10 protein-coding genes are annotated in these 16,362 nt (G+C 62.6%); 4 read left to right on the forward strand and 6 right to left on the reverse strand.

Annotated elements, in window-relative coordinates:
* The first annotated feature begins 138 nt into the window (after positions 1–138).
* The 3 genes from QQS38_RS05170 to QQS38_RS05180 all read left to right on the forward strand — a co-directional run bounded on the left by QQS38_RS05170 (position 139) and on the right by QQS38_RS05180 (position 4,050).
* Positions 139–1,062 (forward strand): LysR family transcriptional regulator, encoded by a 924-nt coding sequence (locus QQS38_RS05170; protein WP_479644299.1) that lies wholly within the window; start codon positions 139–141, stop codon positions 1,060–1,062.
* Positions 1,063–1,230: 168 nt separating this feature from the next.
* Positions 1,231–3,351, forward strand: coding sequence for a D-(-)-3-hydroxybutyrate oligomer hydrolase (locus tag QQS38_RS05175; protein ID WP_479644300.1), 2,121 nt, complete (start codon positions 1,231–1,233; stop codon positions 3,349–3,351).
* A 108-nt stretch (positions 3,352–3,459) separates the two neighbouring features.
* Positions 3,460–4,050 (forward strand): BPSL1445 family SYLF domain-containing lipoprotein, encoded by a 591-nt coding sequence (locus QQS38_RS05180; protein ID WP_479644301.1) that lies wholly within the window; start codon positions 3,460–3,462, stop codon positions 4,048–4,050.
* Here the strand turns inward: QQS38_RS05180 and QQS38_RS05185 are convergent.
* The 6 genes from QQS38_RS05185 to QQS38_RS05210 form a co-directional block, all read right to left on the reverse strand.
* Positions 4,047–5,174 (reverse strand): 3-deoxy-7-phosphoheptulonate synthase, encoded by a 1,128-nt coding sequence (locus QQS38_RS05185; protein ID WP_479644302.1) that lies wholly within the window; start codon positions 5,172–5,174, stop codon positions 4,047–4,049. The genes QQS38_RS05180 and QQS38_RS05185 overlap by 4 nt on opposite strands.
* A gap of 164 nt (positions 5,175–5,338) precedes the next feature.
* Positions 5,339–6,673 (reverse strand): argininosuccinate synthase, encoded by a 1,335-nt coding sequence (argG, locus tag QQS38_RS05190; protein ID WP_479644303.1) that lies wholly within the window; start codon positions 6,671–6,673, stop codon positions 5,339–5,341.
* Positions 6,674–7,344: 671 nt separating this feature from the next.
* On the reverse strand, positions 7,345–7,632 hold the full coding sequence (locus tag QQS38_RS05195) for a PAAR domain-containing protein (RefSeq protein ID WP_479644304.1): 288 nt from the start codon (positions 7,630–7,632) through the stop codon (positions 7,345–7,347).
* A gap of 11 nt (positions 7,633–7,643) precedes the next feature.
* A complete protein-coding gene (locus QQS38_RS05200; protein WP_479644305.1) occupies positions 7,644–8,681 on the reverse strand; it encodes a T6SS immunity protein Tli4 family protein in 1,038 nt (345 codons plus the stop codon).
* Positions 8,675–10,579: an esterase/lipase family protein gene (locus QQS38_RS05205; RefSeq protein ID WP_479644306.1), complete on the reverse strand. Its 1,905-nt coding sequence runs from the start codon at positions 10,577–10,579 to the stop codon at positions 8,675–8,677. Before QQS38_RS05205 ends, QQS38_RS05200 begins: the two co-directional genes overlap by 7 nt.
* 33 nt (positions 10,580–10,612) lie before the next feature.
* Positions 10,613–13,393: a type VI secretion system Vgr family protein gene (locus QQS38_RS05210; protein WP_479644307.1), complete on the reverse strand. Its 2,781-nt coding sequence runs from the start codon at positions 13,391–13,393 to the stop codon at positions 10,613–10,615.
* A 287-nt stretch (positions 13,394–13,680) separates the two neighbouring features.
* Between QQS38_RS05210 and QQS38_RS05215 the strand changes: the two genes are divergently transcribed.
* Entirely contained in the window at positions 13,681–16,266 is a 2,586-nt protein-coding gene (locus QQS38_RS05215) for a penicillin-binding protein 1A (protein ID WP_479644308.1), read from the forward strand.
* Positions 16,267–16,362: the final 96 nt, after the last annotated feature.

Raw genomic sequence — 16,362 nt, forward strand, 5'->3', positions numbered from 1 at the left:
GCCGGTCGCTTGCTCGCCGGCCGTGTGCTAACTTTAGACATTCCCGCCCGTCCATCAAGCGTTATTTTGGAAGCGGAGACATTCCAGATCGGAAATCCATAAACCGCAGGTTCGACTGCATACCGCACGGGCGTTCGAATGCGTGACATCGATTTGAAGACGCTGCGCCTGTTCGTGGCCGTGTGCGATCACCGCAATATGGCGCGGGCCGCCGAAGAAATGCATATCGAGCCGTCGGCGATCAGCAAACGCATCGCGCAGCTCGAAAGCGATCTGGGCGTCCCCTTGCTCGTGCGCACCCGCCGCGGCGCGCGACCGACGCCGGCCGGCATCGTCCTGCTCGAACATGCGCGCAATGCGCTGTTTACGATGGAGCGGATCGCCAACGATGTGGCGGGCTTCAAGCGCGGGCTCGTCGGCAGCGTCACGGTATGTGCATCGGCATCGGCGATCGCCGAGACGTTGCTCGACGACATCGCTTCGTTTCTGCGTCAGCCCGAACATGAAAACGTGAAGGTCAGCGTGGACGAGCAAATCTCGCTCGAACTCGTGCGGCGCGTGCGCGACGGCGAAACCTCGATCGGCGTGTGTTGGGACAACGTCGATCTGCAGGGACTCACGCATCGCCCCTATCGGCACGACCATTTGGCGTTGGCCGTCCATCCCAGCCACCCGCTGGCGCGCCACAAGTCGCTTTCGTTCGAACAAACGCTCGATCACGAGCACGTGGGCTTGCCGCCTTCGACGGCGGTGCACACCATGCTGCGCCGGGCGGCCGCCGCGCTGGGGCGCAGCGTGTCGTATCGCATGATCGTCTCCACCTTCGACGCAACGTTTCGCGTCGTAGCAGCCAACCTCGGCATCAGCGTCGTACCCGCCGAAGTGGGGCGAACCTATGCCCGGATCTTCGACATGAAGATCGTCGCGCTGACCGACCCATGGGCCGAGCGCCGATTCGCCGTGTGCTTCAAAGACTACGAAGCATTGCAGCCGGCCGCGCGCAGGCTCGTCGAGCATTTGACGGCACGCCCGGCCGCGCGTCGCAGGGAAAACGAAAGTTGATGGCCGCGGCAAGTTTGCTCACAATCGCGTGATCGACCGACGGCCATGCGCCCCGCTCTTCACGCTCGTGCTGCGCGTCGATGTCATGGCAGTGTCACGCAGGGTCTTCGCATCGAAAAACGGCGCACCGCGCGCCCACACTCAACGAGCATTGCATGGAGACACCCGATGAAAGCCACTTCTCTTGCAACTCCCATTGCGGTTCTACTCACGAGCGCGGCCATCGCCGGCGTATCGTTCTTGTCCACGGCACGTGCGGATGATCGGGACGGCGCTCGATCGAATCTCGATCGCTTGCCGTGGTTCGTCGTCGCGAGCAGCCTGAGAGCCACGACCTACGATGGCGTCAGCGACGATCTGCTCACGGCAGGGCTCGGCAAAACCGGGCTCGCCGGGCCGGCGCCCACGATCGCGAACCCCACTACGCCAACCGCCGCCGAACTGCGCCGGCTGGCGATCTGGTCGAACTACCGCGCGCTCGTCGATATGACCGCCAACGGGGGCTATGGGCGCTTCTGGGGTCCCAATATCGACGTCGACGGCAACGACACCCTCGGTGAAGGAAAAATCGCAGGCGCCGAATACATCGCCTATGCGGACAATGGCAGCGGCAAGCAAAACGTCACGTTGATGGTGCAAGTGCCCGCGCAATTCGATCCGCAAAAACCTTGCATCGTGACCGCGACCTCGTCGGGTTCGCGAGGCGTCTACGGCGCCGTCTCCGCGGCGGGCGAATGGGGGCTCAAGCGCGGCTGCGCGGTCGCTTATACCGACAAAGGCTCGGGCAACGGCGCGCAAGAATTGATGACGGGTCAAGTCACGCTGATCGACGGCCTACTCGCCGACGCCGCGACCGCCGGCAACAAGAGCCTGTTCACGGTCGACGCGAGCGCGAGCGAGCTCGCGAGCTACAACGCGGCCTTCCCCTACCGGTACGCATTCAAGCACGCCTACTCGCAACAAAACCCCGAGCAGGACTGGGGCACGGACACGCTCGAAGCGGTTCAATTCGCCTACTGGGTGTTGAACCACCAATTCGGCGCAGCCGCCGCGGGCGCGCATCGTCGCGGGCGCTACGAGCCGGGCAGCATCACGACGATCGCCGCCTCGGTCAGCAACGGCGGCGGGGCCTCGCTCGCCGCGGCCGAACAAGACACGCGCGGGTGGATCACGGCGGTCGTCGTGGGCGAGCCGCAGATCAACGTCGACATGCCCCATCGCGCTCGTGTCGTCGAAGGCGGTCAACCGATCGCGGAGGCAGGCAAACCACTGGCCGATTACGTGACGCTCGCCAACCTGCTGCAACCGTGCGCGGCGCTCGCACAAGCCGCAACCGGTGCGCCTTATTTGACCGCGCTACCCCTTGCGCGCACCACGGCGATTCGGCAAGCGCGCTGCGCCTCGCTTGCGGCCGCCGGCTACGTGAAAGGCGCCGACCTGCAAGCGCAAGCCGACGATGCGCTCGCGCAACTGCATGCCGCAGGCTACGAAGCCGATTCCGACACGTTGCAAGCGCCCATGTGGGACTCCCAGGCCGAGCCGGCCGTCGCGGTGACTTATGCGAACGCTTATACGCGCTCGAGCGTGCTCGATAACCTTTGCGGCTTCAGCTTCGGCACGACGAACCCAGCGACGGGCGCGGCAGGCGTGCCGCCGGCCGTCTCGCCCATGCCCACCGTGTTCGGCCTGGGCAACGGCATCCCTCCCACCAATGGCATCAGCCTCGTCTATCACGCCGGGACGACGGGTGCTGCCGATCATCGGCTCGCTACGCCCGACGCAAGCTTTGCGGGCGCTGTATGCATGCGTCGCCTTTGGACGCAGCACGACCCGCGCATGCGCATGAGCGTGCGCGCCATCAGCGTCCGCGCCGACTTGCACGGCAAGCCCGCGATTCTCGTCCAAGGCCGCAGCGACGCGCTGGTCCCGATCAATCACGCTTCGCGCGCTTTTCTGGCCGCGAACAGCGTGCGAGAAGGCGCACGCAGCCAGGTGTCACTGTACGAAGTGACCAACGGCCAGCACTTCGACGCGTTCCTCGGCGTGCCCGGTTTCGATACGCGCTTCGTACCGGTCCATTACTACTACCTGCAGGCGCTCGACCTCATGTGGCGTCATTTGCACGAGGGTGCGCCGCTGCCGCCGTCGCAAGTGATTCGCACCGTGCCGCGCGGCGGCACGCCCGGCGCGGCGCCGGCTCTGACCACGGCCAACCTGCCCGCCATTCGATCGAATCCGGGCAGCAACGCCATCGAGGCGCGCCACGGCGTGGTGGACGTGCCGCATTAAGCCTGAACTTCCGCGGCGTTTGCGTTGTCTTCTTATTGACCAGCGGCTTGTACCGGGCGCCACGCGCTACAAGCCGTCATTCGATCGTACGTCTCATCAGGAGAATTCATGCAACGCCGTCGATTCATTGCACTGACGGGCGCCGCACTCGCATCGAGCGGGCTCGCGCTCTCGGGATGCACGACCACGCCGCCCTCCTCGAGCGCCACACCCGAGGCCAACGCCGGACGGCGCGCATCGATCGACGCCGACGTCGACGCAACGCTCGGCCGTCTTTACTCGACCGTGCATGGGTCGCGCGAGTTGGCGGGCAACGCGCGCGGCGTGCTCGTCTTCCCCTCGGTCATCTCGGCGGGCTTCTGGATAGGCGGGCAATACGGCCAAGGCTCGCTGCGCGTCGGCGGCCAAACGAGCGGCTATTACAGCATTGCAGCGGCCTCGTTCGGGCTGCAGATCGGCGCGCAATCGAAAGCCATCATCATGCTCTTCATGACGCAAGAGGCGCTCGACAAATTCACGCACAGCCAAGGCTGGGCGGCCGGGGTCGACGCCACCGTCGCCGTGGTGCGCGTCGGCGCGAACGGCAACGTCGATACGTCGACCGCAACGGGTCCCGTGGAAGCGTTCGTGCTCACGAACGCGGGATTGATGGCCGGCGTTTCGCTGGAAGGCACGAAGATTTCGCGCCTCGTGATCTAAGGTAGCTGGCGCGAGCGCCGCCCGCGCACGGCCTGCGCAAGCGACTCGAGCACGGGCGCAGTCTGCGCCCAGCTCAAGCAGGCGTCGGTGATCGATACGCCGTGACGCAACGGCACGCCCGGCTTCAAATCCTGCCGGCCGGCCTCCAAATGACTCTCGATCATGACGCCGACGATGCGCTTTTCGCCGCTCGAAAGCTGCTCGGCGATATCGTTGGCGACGTCGATCTGCTTCTCGTGCGCCTTGCCCGAATTGGCGTGGGAGCAATCGATCATCACTTGTTCGCGCAGCCCGGCGGATCGAAGCGCTGCGCAACATGCCTCGACGCTCGCCCGATCGTAGTTCGGCCCATGCTTGCCGCCGCGCAAGATCACATGGGCATCCTGATTGCCGCGCGTTTCGAAAATCGCGGCCATGCCCATTTTCGTCATACCCATGAACGCGTGGCTCGCGCGCGCCGCGACGATCGCATCGGCTGCGATCTGCACGCCGCCGTCGGTGCCGTTCTTGAACCCGATCGGGCAGCTCAAGCCCGACGCCAACTGGCGATGGCTTTGGCTTTCCGTCGTGCGCGCGCCGATAGCGCCCCACGCGATCAGATCGGCGATGTACTGCGGACCCAACAAGTCGAGAAACTCGGTCGCCGCCGGCAGCCCCAGGCCGTTGATATCGAGCAGCAACCGGCGCGCGGCCCGCAAACCTTCGTTGATGCGGAAACTGCCGTCGAGCCGCGGATCGTTGATATAGCCCTTCCAGCCGACTGTCGTGCGCGGCTTCTCGAAATACACGCGCATGACGATGAGCAACTCGTCGCGCCATTGTGCGGCGGCGGCCTCGAGCCGCTGAGCATAATCGAGCGCTTGATCGTGATCGTGGATCGAACAGGGGCCGACCACCGTCACGAGCCGATCGTCGCGGCCGTGGAGGATGTCGCCAATTTCCACGCGCGTGCGCTCGACGAGCGTTTGCACCTCGGGCGGCACGGGCAATTCGTCTTGCAGGAGCGCGGGAGAGATCAGCGGACGCACCGCACCGATGCGGACGTCGTCGATTCGGGTCGTGTCTTGCGTCGCGTCCGCAACGCCGACTTCTAGGTCGTGTGATGGATTGTCGATGTTTCTCATTACCGTCGCTCCTGGCCGCATTAGAGGCGTCGATTATGGCACTTGCGACGCGGCCAACAGCGGCCGAAACACCCAAGGGATGAAAGGCATGCGTGAGGTCGATCACCGCACGCGAGGGTGCGGCCGCGCCATGGCGCGGCCGCCAAGGCTGGCCGCTTACTTCCTTACTTCTCCTCGCCCTTGATTTGCGGGAGCGCCGACGCCTCGCCCGGCGTGAGCAGCCCGACTTGCGAGTAGATGCGCAGCTTCTCGCGCGTGTCGGTGATGTCGAGATTGCGCATGGTCAACTGCCCGATGCGATCGCGCGGCGAGAACGTCGATTGCACCTTCTCCATCGACAAGCGTTCCGGCTGATAGGTCAGATTCGGCGACTTCGTGCTGAGCAGCGAATAATCGTTGCCGCGACGCAGTTCGACCGTTACCTCGCCCGTGATCGCGCGTGCCACCCAGCGTTGGGCCGTCTCGCGCAGCATGATGGCTTGCGGGTCGAACCAGCGGCCTTGATAGAGCAAGCGGCCCAGACGGCGGCCATTGTCGCGGTATTGCTCGATCGTGTCTTCGTTGTGAATGCCCGTGACGAGGCGTTCGTAGGCGATGAACAGCAGCGCGAGCCCCGGAGCCTCGTAGATGCCGCGGCTTTTCGCTTCGATGATGCGGTTCTCGATCTGATCGCTCATTCCGAGGCCGTGGCGACCGCCGATGCGGTTGGCCTCGAGCAGCAACTCGACGGCATCGGCATATTCGACGCCGTTGAGCGCCACGGGGCGGCCTTCTTCGAAGCGAATCGTGACTTCTTCGTTGGCGATTTTCACATCGTCGCGCCAGAACGCCACGCCCATGATCGGGTTCACGATCTTGATGCCCGACTCGAGGCTTTCGAGGTCCTTCGCTTCGTGCGTGGCGCCGAGCAGGTTCGAATCGGTCGAATAGGCCTTCTCGGCCGACATCTTGTATTCGAAGCCCGATTGGCGCATGAATTCGGACATTTCCGCGCGGCCGCCGAGTTCATCGATGAATTGCTGATCGAGCCAGGGCTTGTAGATCTTCAGACCGGGGTTGACCAGCAGGCCATAGCGGTAGAAGCGCTCGATGTCGTTGCCCTTGTACGTGCTGCCGTCGCCCCAGATGTTGACGCCGTCTTCCTTCATCGCGGCGACGAGCATCGTGCCCGTGACGGCGCGGCCGATCGGCGTGGTGTTGAAGTACGTCAGGCCGGCCGTCGATACATGGAAGGCGCCGCATTGCAGCGCCGCGATGCCTTCGGCGACGAGTTGCGCGCGGCAGTCGATCAAGCGAGCGCCGGCGGCGCCGTATTCGAGCGCGCGGCGGGGGATCGAATCGTAATCGTCCTCGTCGGGCTGGCCCAAATTGGCCGTATAGGCGTAGGGGACCGCGCCCTTGAGCTTCATCCAGTGCAGCGCGGCGCTCGTGTCGAGGCCGCCGGAGAAGGCGATGCCGACCTTCTGGCCAGCCGGGAGGCTTTCAAGAATAGTACTCATGAGGAAAACCGTTCAATCGAGGAATGGAGGTTGAATCGAGCAAACCGGCCGTCTGGCGCCCGCGCAAGCGCCGCCCCAGGGGGACGAACGAAGCGCGAAAAGCGCTATTGTAGCCCGTGCGAGGGGGAGGCGGCCCGGTTTGGGGGCTCACCGAGGGCTTCCGCATGAAGACCCGCATGGACAAACGGATTGCCGCAGCCGTAAACACGCGACAGGCCATTGAGGTTACCCGCGCGTTTTCCGGCCGCGCCGGTATCCGAGTTCGGTGTGCAGGCGTCACCTCCCGCGTCATGCGGATGCGCGTTCGCCCCGTGCCGATCGGCGGCCGGCACCGCTTGCCCTTCGGATAGCGCGGCTCGACAGGCCACAGCGAACGCCGTCATGCGGCAAGCTGCGCCGGCTTCGTCAGAACGCGCTGCCGCTTGGCGACGCGCTTCGCGCCCACGCTTTCCGCGTCCGCAAGACCGATGCGCAGCTTCCTCGGCGCGGGTCCGGTCCGTACGCTTGCAATGACCTCGGCGGCGGATGTGATGACCGCCGAGCCGAACAAATCAGTGCTTCCCTAACATACCGGAATGCAATGTAGCGAGGCACATCCAAACATGCCGACGGCAAGTACGAGTGCCGTTGCGATTTCAATGAGCTTCCTGATCATCCCTTTCCCTCTAAGTTCAAACCTCGATATATGACGCAGACTGCGACGCGACGAGCCTCGGAGGCGTTGGGCACTGGCAGACGCAGAGGTCGTCGCTTAGCGCTGCCTGTCGCCCATCCGGCCCGGTGGTTGATATCCGCGGACCATCGCACACGATCTTTCCCATCGACTTACAAGCAGGACACCAAACTGGATCGTTCTCATAGGCCTGCTCGCGATCGCCGATCAGATCGTTACCGTCCCCGCTCTGTACGATGCCGCCAGCGGTTGTGGTGTCGCCTTTGACAATGTCGTACCGGCGCATAGCGGGCTCTCTTACACCGCGCCAGGACGCAAACGCAAGCTGTTCAGCAACGTGTCCCAGACCTGAAGCGCGCCGGCTTCGTCGACGGGGGAGGTGGCTTGTTCCGGCGTTAAATCGGGGCTGCTCGCACCAAGCAGTAGTTGAATAGCCGTGTGGGGCATCGCTAGCGTACCCGGTGTGCCCGGTGCTAGCAGGTAGAACTGATAGGAAGTGATCCCACCGTCTTTAATCTCGAATAGCACTTCTTCTGCATCCATGCCGGCAACCGTGCGCTTACCTTCGCGCAGAATGCGGAAATGTCCCGGCAGGCGGTTCAACTGCGCCTGTAGTTCCGGCAGAGTTTTCGTCAGCGGCTCGTTTTGATCCCCATCTATCGAGTTGCGCATCTTGATCAGGAACAGAGCGGGCCTCCCAGGCATCAGCGCGAATGACTGGCTAACCTCTTCGCCGTATGGCGAAGAGCCCGTTACAATTCCGCCGTCAAAGCAAAAACCGGCTTCCGTCGGTACCGTCGAGTTATTTCGTACCTTAATTCTGTGGTACGTGTCGTTGTAGATTTCACCTACTCTGTCAATCGCAGATGAGCCGATCCACCCCGTTGTATGGAACAACGTCCCATCCGAAAACATGTACCCCTCCGTGTGAAAGGGCAGCTTTGCTGCCTTTGCAACCCCTTCCTGATACACAAAGACCTTGGACCCCTTAGTTGGCGAAACAATCCTCTCGAGCCAGGCATGTCCCGTCTTTTCAGTCAAATCGACGGGATTTACGCGCTGGTTGGTACGTAACGTCTTCTCCAAGGCCTCGATCTTGGAGTGATACGTTTCTGGCGACACGTTGTACTGTGTCTCGAGCCGGTCTCCTCTAATCTCGTACCGCTGGTTTGAAATCTCGCTAGTCGCGGGTCGATCGAATACGAAGCGCCCGATGCACCACGGACGCCCGTTGGAAAGTAAGGGATTAGTCATCGTCGGTTCCCCTGAGAATGCGGTCGAGAGGGCACACATGCCCGCCAGGAACAATAGAATTTTTGCAATGGGTCTCAGCATGTTGGCTCCGGTGCGTCCTGCGCGATTTGCACGATGCTGTATAGGAGGGCCCAGCGCGTCCACGGATGCTTGTAGCTGAACTGGTGATCGTAACCGTGTTGAACGAAGGCCATCCTTACGCCTGGCGCGGCATCTCCTTTCACCCCCGGAACGAGTCCCCTTGCCTGCGCTTCGGCCGACCACACGGGGACCGTGCCATCGCCAGCAATGATTCCATTCTTGCTGTCGTGCGGCACCAGGTCGGACGGGGCAGCATCTGCGGGCAGCCTGCTTGTCTTCTGCACCTCGAACTCGATGGTCAACTTGCGTGCTTCCAAATAGACGCGCAAGTTACCGGTATGCGAATCACGCAGTAGCTTTGCAGCACGCAACTCCTCCTCCGTGACATCGGATGGCATGTTGCCTTTCCATATCACCCTACCCCAGGTCAGCAGGTCCTTAAGATTTTTCCCTTTCTCAACACCCGGTTTCAGCGCGCCATTGCCATATGAAACGTATGTCGTCCCATGATATGCGTTCTTAATTTTCGATTGATTTTGTACAACTTTGAACATTGTGTCACCAAAATGTTCTAGCACGGTTTTCCCGGAATTACTTATATCAAGTTTTTTCTTTACGATTCCGGACGGATCAAGCAGCGATGGGTCCGGCACTAGGCCGTACCATTTTTGATTGACATAGATTTCATTGTACGCGTCGCCGCCTTCCGGTAACTGCATTACGGGTGTCCCATCGAGCCGTGTAAATATCCACCAAGGCTCGCCGTTGATGTAGTCCGGCATTGGGATCAGCTCGAAGGGGCCCGGTGCGTTCGCGATGACGGCTGTGAACTCGTTTGCATCACGTCCGACAAGACTGCCATTGATGAAGCTACTGAGGCCGCCTTCATTTCCACCGCCAGTGCGGAACCGCTTGGCCGCAACAGGCGCCCCCGTTGCCGGCTGCACGCTGTGAAACACACCGTGCATCAGATCCGCGGCACCGTGCATGGCGATTGCCATTCGGGCAACTAGTCCGCCCATGGAGTGCGTCAAGATGATTGCCTTGCCGGTATGGTTTTCCGCGCAGATCTCCCTGATGCCCATCAGCCGCGTTGTTTTCTTGGTCTTTGGGTCGTAGTAGTCCGAGCCCTCGATTACTTCCTTGCCTGAGTCTGCGTTCGACTGCAGCCAGTTATAGCCAATCGCATACACGCGGTACCGATACTTCGCGAAGTGCTGGAACGCTGGGGAATCCTCCGTCAGCACATCGCCCTTGCCGTATGCGCCATAGTCGGCCGGTGACGTACCCAACAGAGGCTTGAGCGCCCACGTTTCGCCCTCGGGGTCCGGGTTGATCCAGGCTCCCGTTGTCTTACCAAGCTTCATTGGTTCATTGAGTTGCTCTTCTAGCCAGGCCAGCACCGGTTGATAGCTTGTGCGATGCACAGATCCCCAGCCGCGCCGTCTCGCCTCGGTTTCATCGATAAACTGGTTTGTGGTGTCGCCCTTATCGTGCTTCCCGACATTGATCGGCCCGAGCGGCGTCACGGCCGCCTGCGTCGGATCGAAGGTTTTCTCGCGCGACGAGGCACCGGTAAACCACAACTCGATCAGCGTCCCGAGCGCTCCGACGCTTGCCGACACAGTGTCCGTGTTAGGCGCGAAAAACAGTTCGCCGCCAGTTTCCTTGTTGGTGAGCAGCGACCCCATCACGCCCGGCAAGAGAATCACCGGAATGATCGGCCGCACGTCGCACAGCATCTCTTTCGGCCGAGTGTCGCTCGCCGGCGTCAACGTCGCGTGCGCGTACGAGGCCCCATCCTTATCCGTGCGTCCCGCCAGCCGCACGACCTCTTGCTGCGCGCTGTCATCGAAGGGCGACCCGTTGCCCTGACCGTCTGTCTGGTTATCGCTCATTTCGGCTTATCGAATTAGAGTTTTTATCGCGAATCACGCTGAAGTTCCGCCGGTCTTCGGATTCGGCCGCAGCGCGCGCAGCATGATCGACTCGACGTTTTCGCTCTTCTGCTCGGGCACATGTCCGAGTTCGTTCGTCGTACCGGTAAGGCGCGTGCCGTCCGCCCGAACAAGCTCGTACGGGTGGTTCTTCAACACCTCACCGGTTATGCGATCTCGCAGCACATAAGGATCGTTGAACTTCGTTTTCGGTAAGCTGTTCATGTGCTCCGCGACGGAACTCGGCCCCTGTCTGCTGAATGAAGCCGATTTGAACGTTCTGGCGCCGCGCGTGCCATCCTCGATGCCGTCGGCCGTAATGCGGATGTAGGAACCGCCGCACGTGAGCATCAATTCCTGTTTGGCCTCGAGAATGATCCGTCCTTGGTTGCTCGTCAGCGTCATGTTCTGATCCGCGTAGAGCTGCATCTCGTCGCTTTGGGCCGCAACTTCGATCTTGCCCTTAGCCGCGAAAAGCTTCATTCCGGCCTGCTGAACGAACAGGCTGAACTTCTCGGCGGCCGCCATGACGAGTGACTTTCCAGCGGCAACATTCGCGTTTTCGCCACTGACCACGCTAACCTGTCGATCGGCCGCCAGTTGAGCCGATTGCTGCGTTGACAGAACGATGCCGGCAGGGCTCGCCATTGCGATGACTGGCGTAGCGAAGCTATTGGCTGCACCCGTGCCACCGCCCCCCGTGCGCCCACTGGGCGTGGTGCCCGAACTGCTTTGACGCGTTGCGCTCACCATCGCCTCGAGAACGTCTTGGCTCGCTTGCAACGGCTCGGCCCGTGCCGTCGTACTGGCATTCGACAACGACTCGACCAGCATCCCTGTGCGATTCAACTGATCGTGTAGCTCGTCCGCACCAAGCTGTTCACTGTCGTATGACTTTGCATGCGTGCTGACATATAGCCCGCGATTGGCTCGCACTGCCCCGTAATCATCGGTGTGCAAGATAAACCCGCTGCCCAGATAGCGGCCCCGCGTATTGCCGTCCTGCTGAATCAGGTAGCCCTGGTGGAAAGCGCTGTAGCTCTTGCCCGTGTAGCTCGTAAGGCGTGTCGCGCCCTGGTTCGTCGCGTCGTCGTGGACCAGCGCGTTATATGCTCCGGAATTGCCGAACCCGCGCGAGCGGAAACCGGAATGCAAAACGTTTGTGTGCCAAGGCGGTCGGGTCGTGCCACCCGTGAGTCGGCCGAGGACGAACGGACGATCACAATCGCCACCCCAATGGCCGATCGCCAACCATTCACCCGCGCGGGGCACGTGAACGCCGCCGTAGCCGTTGCCGGTATCGGCTTGCATCGTGAGCAACAAAGGTGAAGAAACGAATGCGCCTTCCGGTGTCTGCCGGTCCCACGCAAAGCGCGCGCGGATCCGATTCAGCTCGTCGGCCCATGCCTCTTCGCCTTGCGGCGCAACAGCCTGCGCATGCTCGATCGGCATGACGGGCTTACGGTGCTCGAAGGGGCTTCGGTATTCAACTTTTGCCGGCTGCGCCTCGAGTTCGACGACGAAAAAGCCCGTCTGCCCATCGGCAATATGCGGTTTCGACGTGAAGCGCTTGCCGTGTGCGGCTTTCGCTTGCGCAATCGCACGTTGCAGACTGTGAGGGAAGGCCGCGTCATGGCGTCCGATGGGCACGTTATTCTCGATATGCCAGCGCAATTCGATAGCGACGAACTCCCGATCCTGCGGTTGCCCCTTGGCGTGCCGCGGGTGGTTATTTAACTCGAACTGCGAACCGACATCCGCCCATCGCAAGGCGCCCACGCCCAAGAAGCGACACGCCTGCGCATCCCAGGCCTGGGTACGCAAGCGCGCACGATCGTAGCCGGCATCCGAACTAGGATAGCCGTAGGGCAGCGACTCGAACACTTCCATCGGCGCCGCCGGGATCTGGCGCGACTCATCGTATCGCCATTTCTCGATGGTGTATGTGGTCGCTTCGAGCCGACTCGACGCTTCGAAGTCATAGCCCGGCCGCATGTAGTCGAACGACCGGTTGGTATAGCGCACGCTTTGGAGCGTCTGCAGGGCCGACCACTGCGTGAGGCCGTCGACTTCATCGTCCGTATTGCCCCGATAATACTGAACCGATTTTCCCTTGGGCAGTGCCGCGAGACGATCCACGATGACAAGCGTGGTCTGCCCTGACTGGTCGCGTGCGTGCTCCCAAAAGAAGTACCAGCCTTCGTCCTCGAGCATGCGATGGACGAAATTCAGATCGGATTCCGCCTGCCGACAATACGAGCGCACGCGGGGCTCTTGCGCGATGTCAAGACGAACGCAGCCTTGCAGTTGCGGATACCGATCGAGGACGTCGAGCACGATTTGGCGCGCGTCTTTCTCGAGCCAGTAACGGTCGTCGCGAGTATGACCAAGGAAATAAAGCGCCGACGAAAATTCGAGCTGATAGACAGCTAGATCGCCGTCGCTGCCGAGCACGCCGATACGATGGACAAAGCCGTGGATGGGACGGTATGTCGAACCGGACGATGATGCAGTTGCCTGCTGAAGCCATAACGTTACGGGCTGATGCATCAAGGACAATAGCGAAATATTGTTCTGGATCGAAACCGCATCCACCGTCCAACGATAATCGCGGCCGATCTTCGCCCAGCCTTGGGCGCGCAGCGGAATGAGGACGTCCGGGCCGAGCGGTGTATCGAGCCTCAGCAAGCGTTCTCGTTGCAGCACCCCTCGCTGTATTGCAGCGTATAGGTCGCCGTACTTCAGTTCCCCGAGCGAAGCGGATCTGATTAGCATTGTTGTTCCAATCTCTCAGTTGCTCGCGACGGCCGCGGAGCGAAGAAAGCCGCTGACTTTCGTGCGGCTTCGATATTTATCCTACGATACTAACATGGTGCCAGTACCCTCTGCCTCAAAATGGCTGGGATGCTTGAGCATCCAGATGAGGGGCCTTTTGGGGTATCCGAGGCGGCGAGATTACGAATGTTTTTCAGGTCATCTGGCGCCGCGCGCTAGCTGCCAGGGCCCGTGAATGTCGGGCCGTTTGGTACCATGCAGCCTTTTCAGACCAGGCTGACCGCAGCGTGACGCACCGACTCATCACGAACGTAAGCGATTCATGCATCAGATGGGCGCGCCGCATGCGGCATCCGACCCGGCGCGGCGTGCTGTTCGCGCTTGCCGCCCCGCCCGCCCTCATCGTGCTGTACGTGCTCGTGCTGATTCCGTTCACGCCGAGCATCAGCGACATCCGCAAGGCGCGCGTCGATCGCCCGGCGCAGATCCTCTCGGCGGATGGGAAGCTGCTGGCCGAATTCAAGCCGTCGAACCGCGAATGGGTCACGCTCAAGCAGATTTCGCCGCACATGGTCGATGCGCTGATTTCGACCGAGGATCATCGCTTCTACGAGCACCACGGCATCGACTGGAAACGCACTGCCGCCGCGGCGTTGCACACCTTTCACGGCGATCGTCAGGGCGGCTCGACGATCACTCAGCAACTCGCGCGCAACCTGTACCCCGACGAAGTGGGCCGTGCCCCGACGCTCACGCGCAAGATCAAGGAAGCGATCACCGCCGAGAAGATCGAGATGGCCTACAGCAAGGACCAGATTCTCGAAACCTACTTGAACACGGTGCCGTTTCTCTACAACGCCTATGGCGTGGAGATGGCCGCACGCACCTATTTCAGCAAGTCGGCCGCCGAGCTCGACATTCTCGAAGCCGCCACGCTCACCGGCATGCTGAAAGGCAACAGCTACTACAACCCGGTGCTCAACCCCGAACGCGCGCTGCAGCGGCGTAATACGGTGCTCGCTCAGATGGTGAAGTACGGCCGGCTGAGTCCCGCCGCCTACGACAAGCTCAAAGTCAAGCCGCTCGCCGTCGATTTCGAGCGTCAAGTCGAGCCGCCCGGCCCCGCGCCGCATTTCGCGCAGCAATTGCGCAAGTGGTTGATCGGTTGGGCCGATGCGAACGACTACAACGTCTACTCCGACGGCCTGATCGTGCATACGACGATCGATGCGCGCCTGCAGGCAATGGCCACTGCAGCCGTCGCGCTGCAGGGCAAAGCCTTGCAATCGATTGCCAACGGTCAATGGAGCGGCCGCGCGGGTTGCTCGCCGGCGAACGATCTATTCAGGACGTTCATGCGCGAATCGCCCGAATATCGCAGTGCACGCGCAGCGGGTCAGAGCGACGAGGCTGCGTTGAAACAGCTCGGCGCCGACCGCGGCTTCGTGCGCACCCTATGTCGCGACAAAACCGAGGTGCAGGCGGGTTTTCTCGCGATCGATCCGCGCAGCGGTGCCATCAAGGCTTGGGTGGGTAGCCGCGACTTCACGGAAGAACCGTTCGACCATGTGCAACAGGCGCGGCGCCAGCCCGGCTCGACGTTCAAGCCGTTCGTCTATGGCGCGGCGTTCGCGACCGGGGCGAAGCCGACGGATACGTTCATCGACCAGCCCGTCGAGATTGCGCTGAAGGGCGGCGAGATCTGGCGCCCGGACGACGACGCCCCGCCGAGCGGCAAGCCGATGACGCTGCGCGATGCGCTCGCCTACTCGCGCAACCGGATTACGGCGCAGCTGATCGAACGGATCGGCGCCGAGCGCGTCGCGCGGCTCGCGCAAGCGATGGGCGTGCGCGACAGCAAGCTCGACCCGGTGCCCTCGCTCGCGCTCGGCACCAGTCCGGTCACGGTCAAGGAAATGGTGTCGGCCTATGCCACCATTGCAAACGACGGCGCCTATCTCGAGCCGCGCATGATAACGAGCATCGAGGATCACGACGGCCGCGTGCTGGCGCAGTTCGAGCCCGCCGCCCCGGAACAGGCGTTGCCGGTCGCGGCCGATCGCACGTTGATCGACGTCATGCGCGATGTGGTCAATCGCGGGACCGGCGCCGCCATTCGCTCGCGCTACGGGATTCGCGCCGACGTGGCGGGCAAGACCGGCACGACCCAGGGCAACACCGACGGCTGGTTCATTCTGATGCACCCGCAACTGGTTGCGGGCGCATGGGTAGGCTTCGACGACGGCCGCGTCACGCTCGGCGGCAATTACTGGGGCGAGGGCGCGCACAGCGCGCTGCCGATCATCGGCGACTTCTATCAACGGGCATTGCGCGCGCGCCTGATCGATGCTCGCGTGCGATTCGACACCGAGGTGCAGCCGGGCGCCTTCGATAGGTTCCGCGACAAACTGCGCGCGTGGATGGCGTGGCTCTCCGGCGCGAAGCCGCCGGTGCCGGCGCATCGCGCGCCGGTGCAACGCGCGCCGTCGCCCGCGCCTGCCGCGCCGTCCGGCCCTGCGTCGGAAGCGCCGCCTGCGTCGGCGACTGCGCCCGCTTCGTCGGCTTCACCTTCGTCGGCCTCCGCCCCGTTGCCGGCGTCGGTGCCGCCGCTGCTCGGCGTACCCGGGAGCAGCCCGCCGTCGGCGGCGTCCAGCACTTCCGGCGGCGCCGCGCCGCAACTGGCGCCAACCATCGTGCCGCCAGCGCCGAGTGCACCGAATGCGCCAAGTGCGCCGCCACCCAGTACGCCGCATGAAAACCGCGGTTTCCCGCCGATAGGGGCGGGATCGTCGCCAACCCCGACGCCCGATCAGCCGCCGGCTCCGGCTCCGGGGCCATCCGGGAACGGCGCTGCGGGCAATACACCGCAGTGAGGCCGGCTCGCGCGCTAGCTCGCCTAGACCGCGCCGCCGGTGAGCGCCCGCACGTCTCGCTGAAGCCACCCGGCCGGACGGAACCGATTCCATTCC

The sequence above is a fragment of the Trinickia sp. Z7 genome (genome assembly GCF_056498045.1).

Bases quoted from the DNA above. Each gene is read 5' to 3' on its own strand.
- QQS38_RS05170 (WP_479644299.1), top strand. From the start codon at position 139: ATGCGTGACATCGATTTGAAGACGCTGCGCCTGTTCGTGGCCGTGTGC.
- QQS38_RS05175 (WP_479644300.1), top strand. From the start codon at position 1,231: ATGAAAGCCACTTCTCTTGCAACTCCCATTGCGGTTCTACTCACGAGC.
- QQS38_RS05180 (WP_479644301.1), top strand. From the start codon at position 3,460: ATGCAACGCCGTCGATTCATTGCACTGACGGGCGCCGCACTCGCATCG.
- QQS38_RS05185 (WP_479644302.1), bottom strand. From the start codon at position 5,174: ATGAGAAACATCGACAATCCATCACACGACCTAGAAGTCGGCGTTGCG.
- argG (WP_479644303.1), bottom strand. From the start codon at position 6,673: ATGAGTACTATTCTTGAAAGCCTCCCGGCTGGCCAGAAGGTCGGCATC.
- QQS38_RS05195 (WP_479644304.1), bottom strand. From the start codon at position 7,632: ATGCGCCGGTACGACATTGTCAAAGGCGACACCACAACCGCTGGCGGC.
- QQS38_RS05200 (WP_479644305.1), bottom strand. From the start codon at position 8,681: ATGCTGAGACCCATTGCAAAAATTCTATTGTTCCTGGCGGGCATGTGT.
- QQS38_RS05205 (WP_479644306.1), bottom strand. From the start codon at position 10,579: ATGAGCGATAACCAGACAGACGGTCAGGGCAACGGGTCGCCCTTCGAT.
- QQS38_RS05210 (WP_479644307.1), bottom strand. From the start codon at position 13,393: ATGCTAATCAGATCCGCTTCGCTCGGGGAACTGAAGTACGGCGACCTA.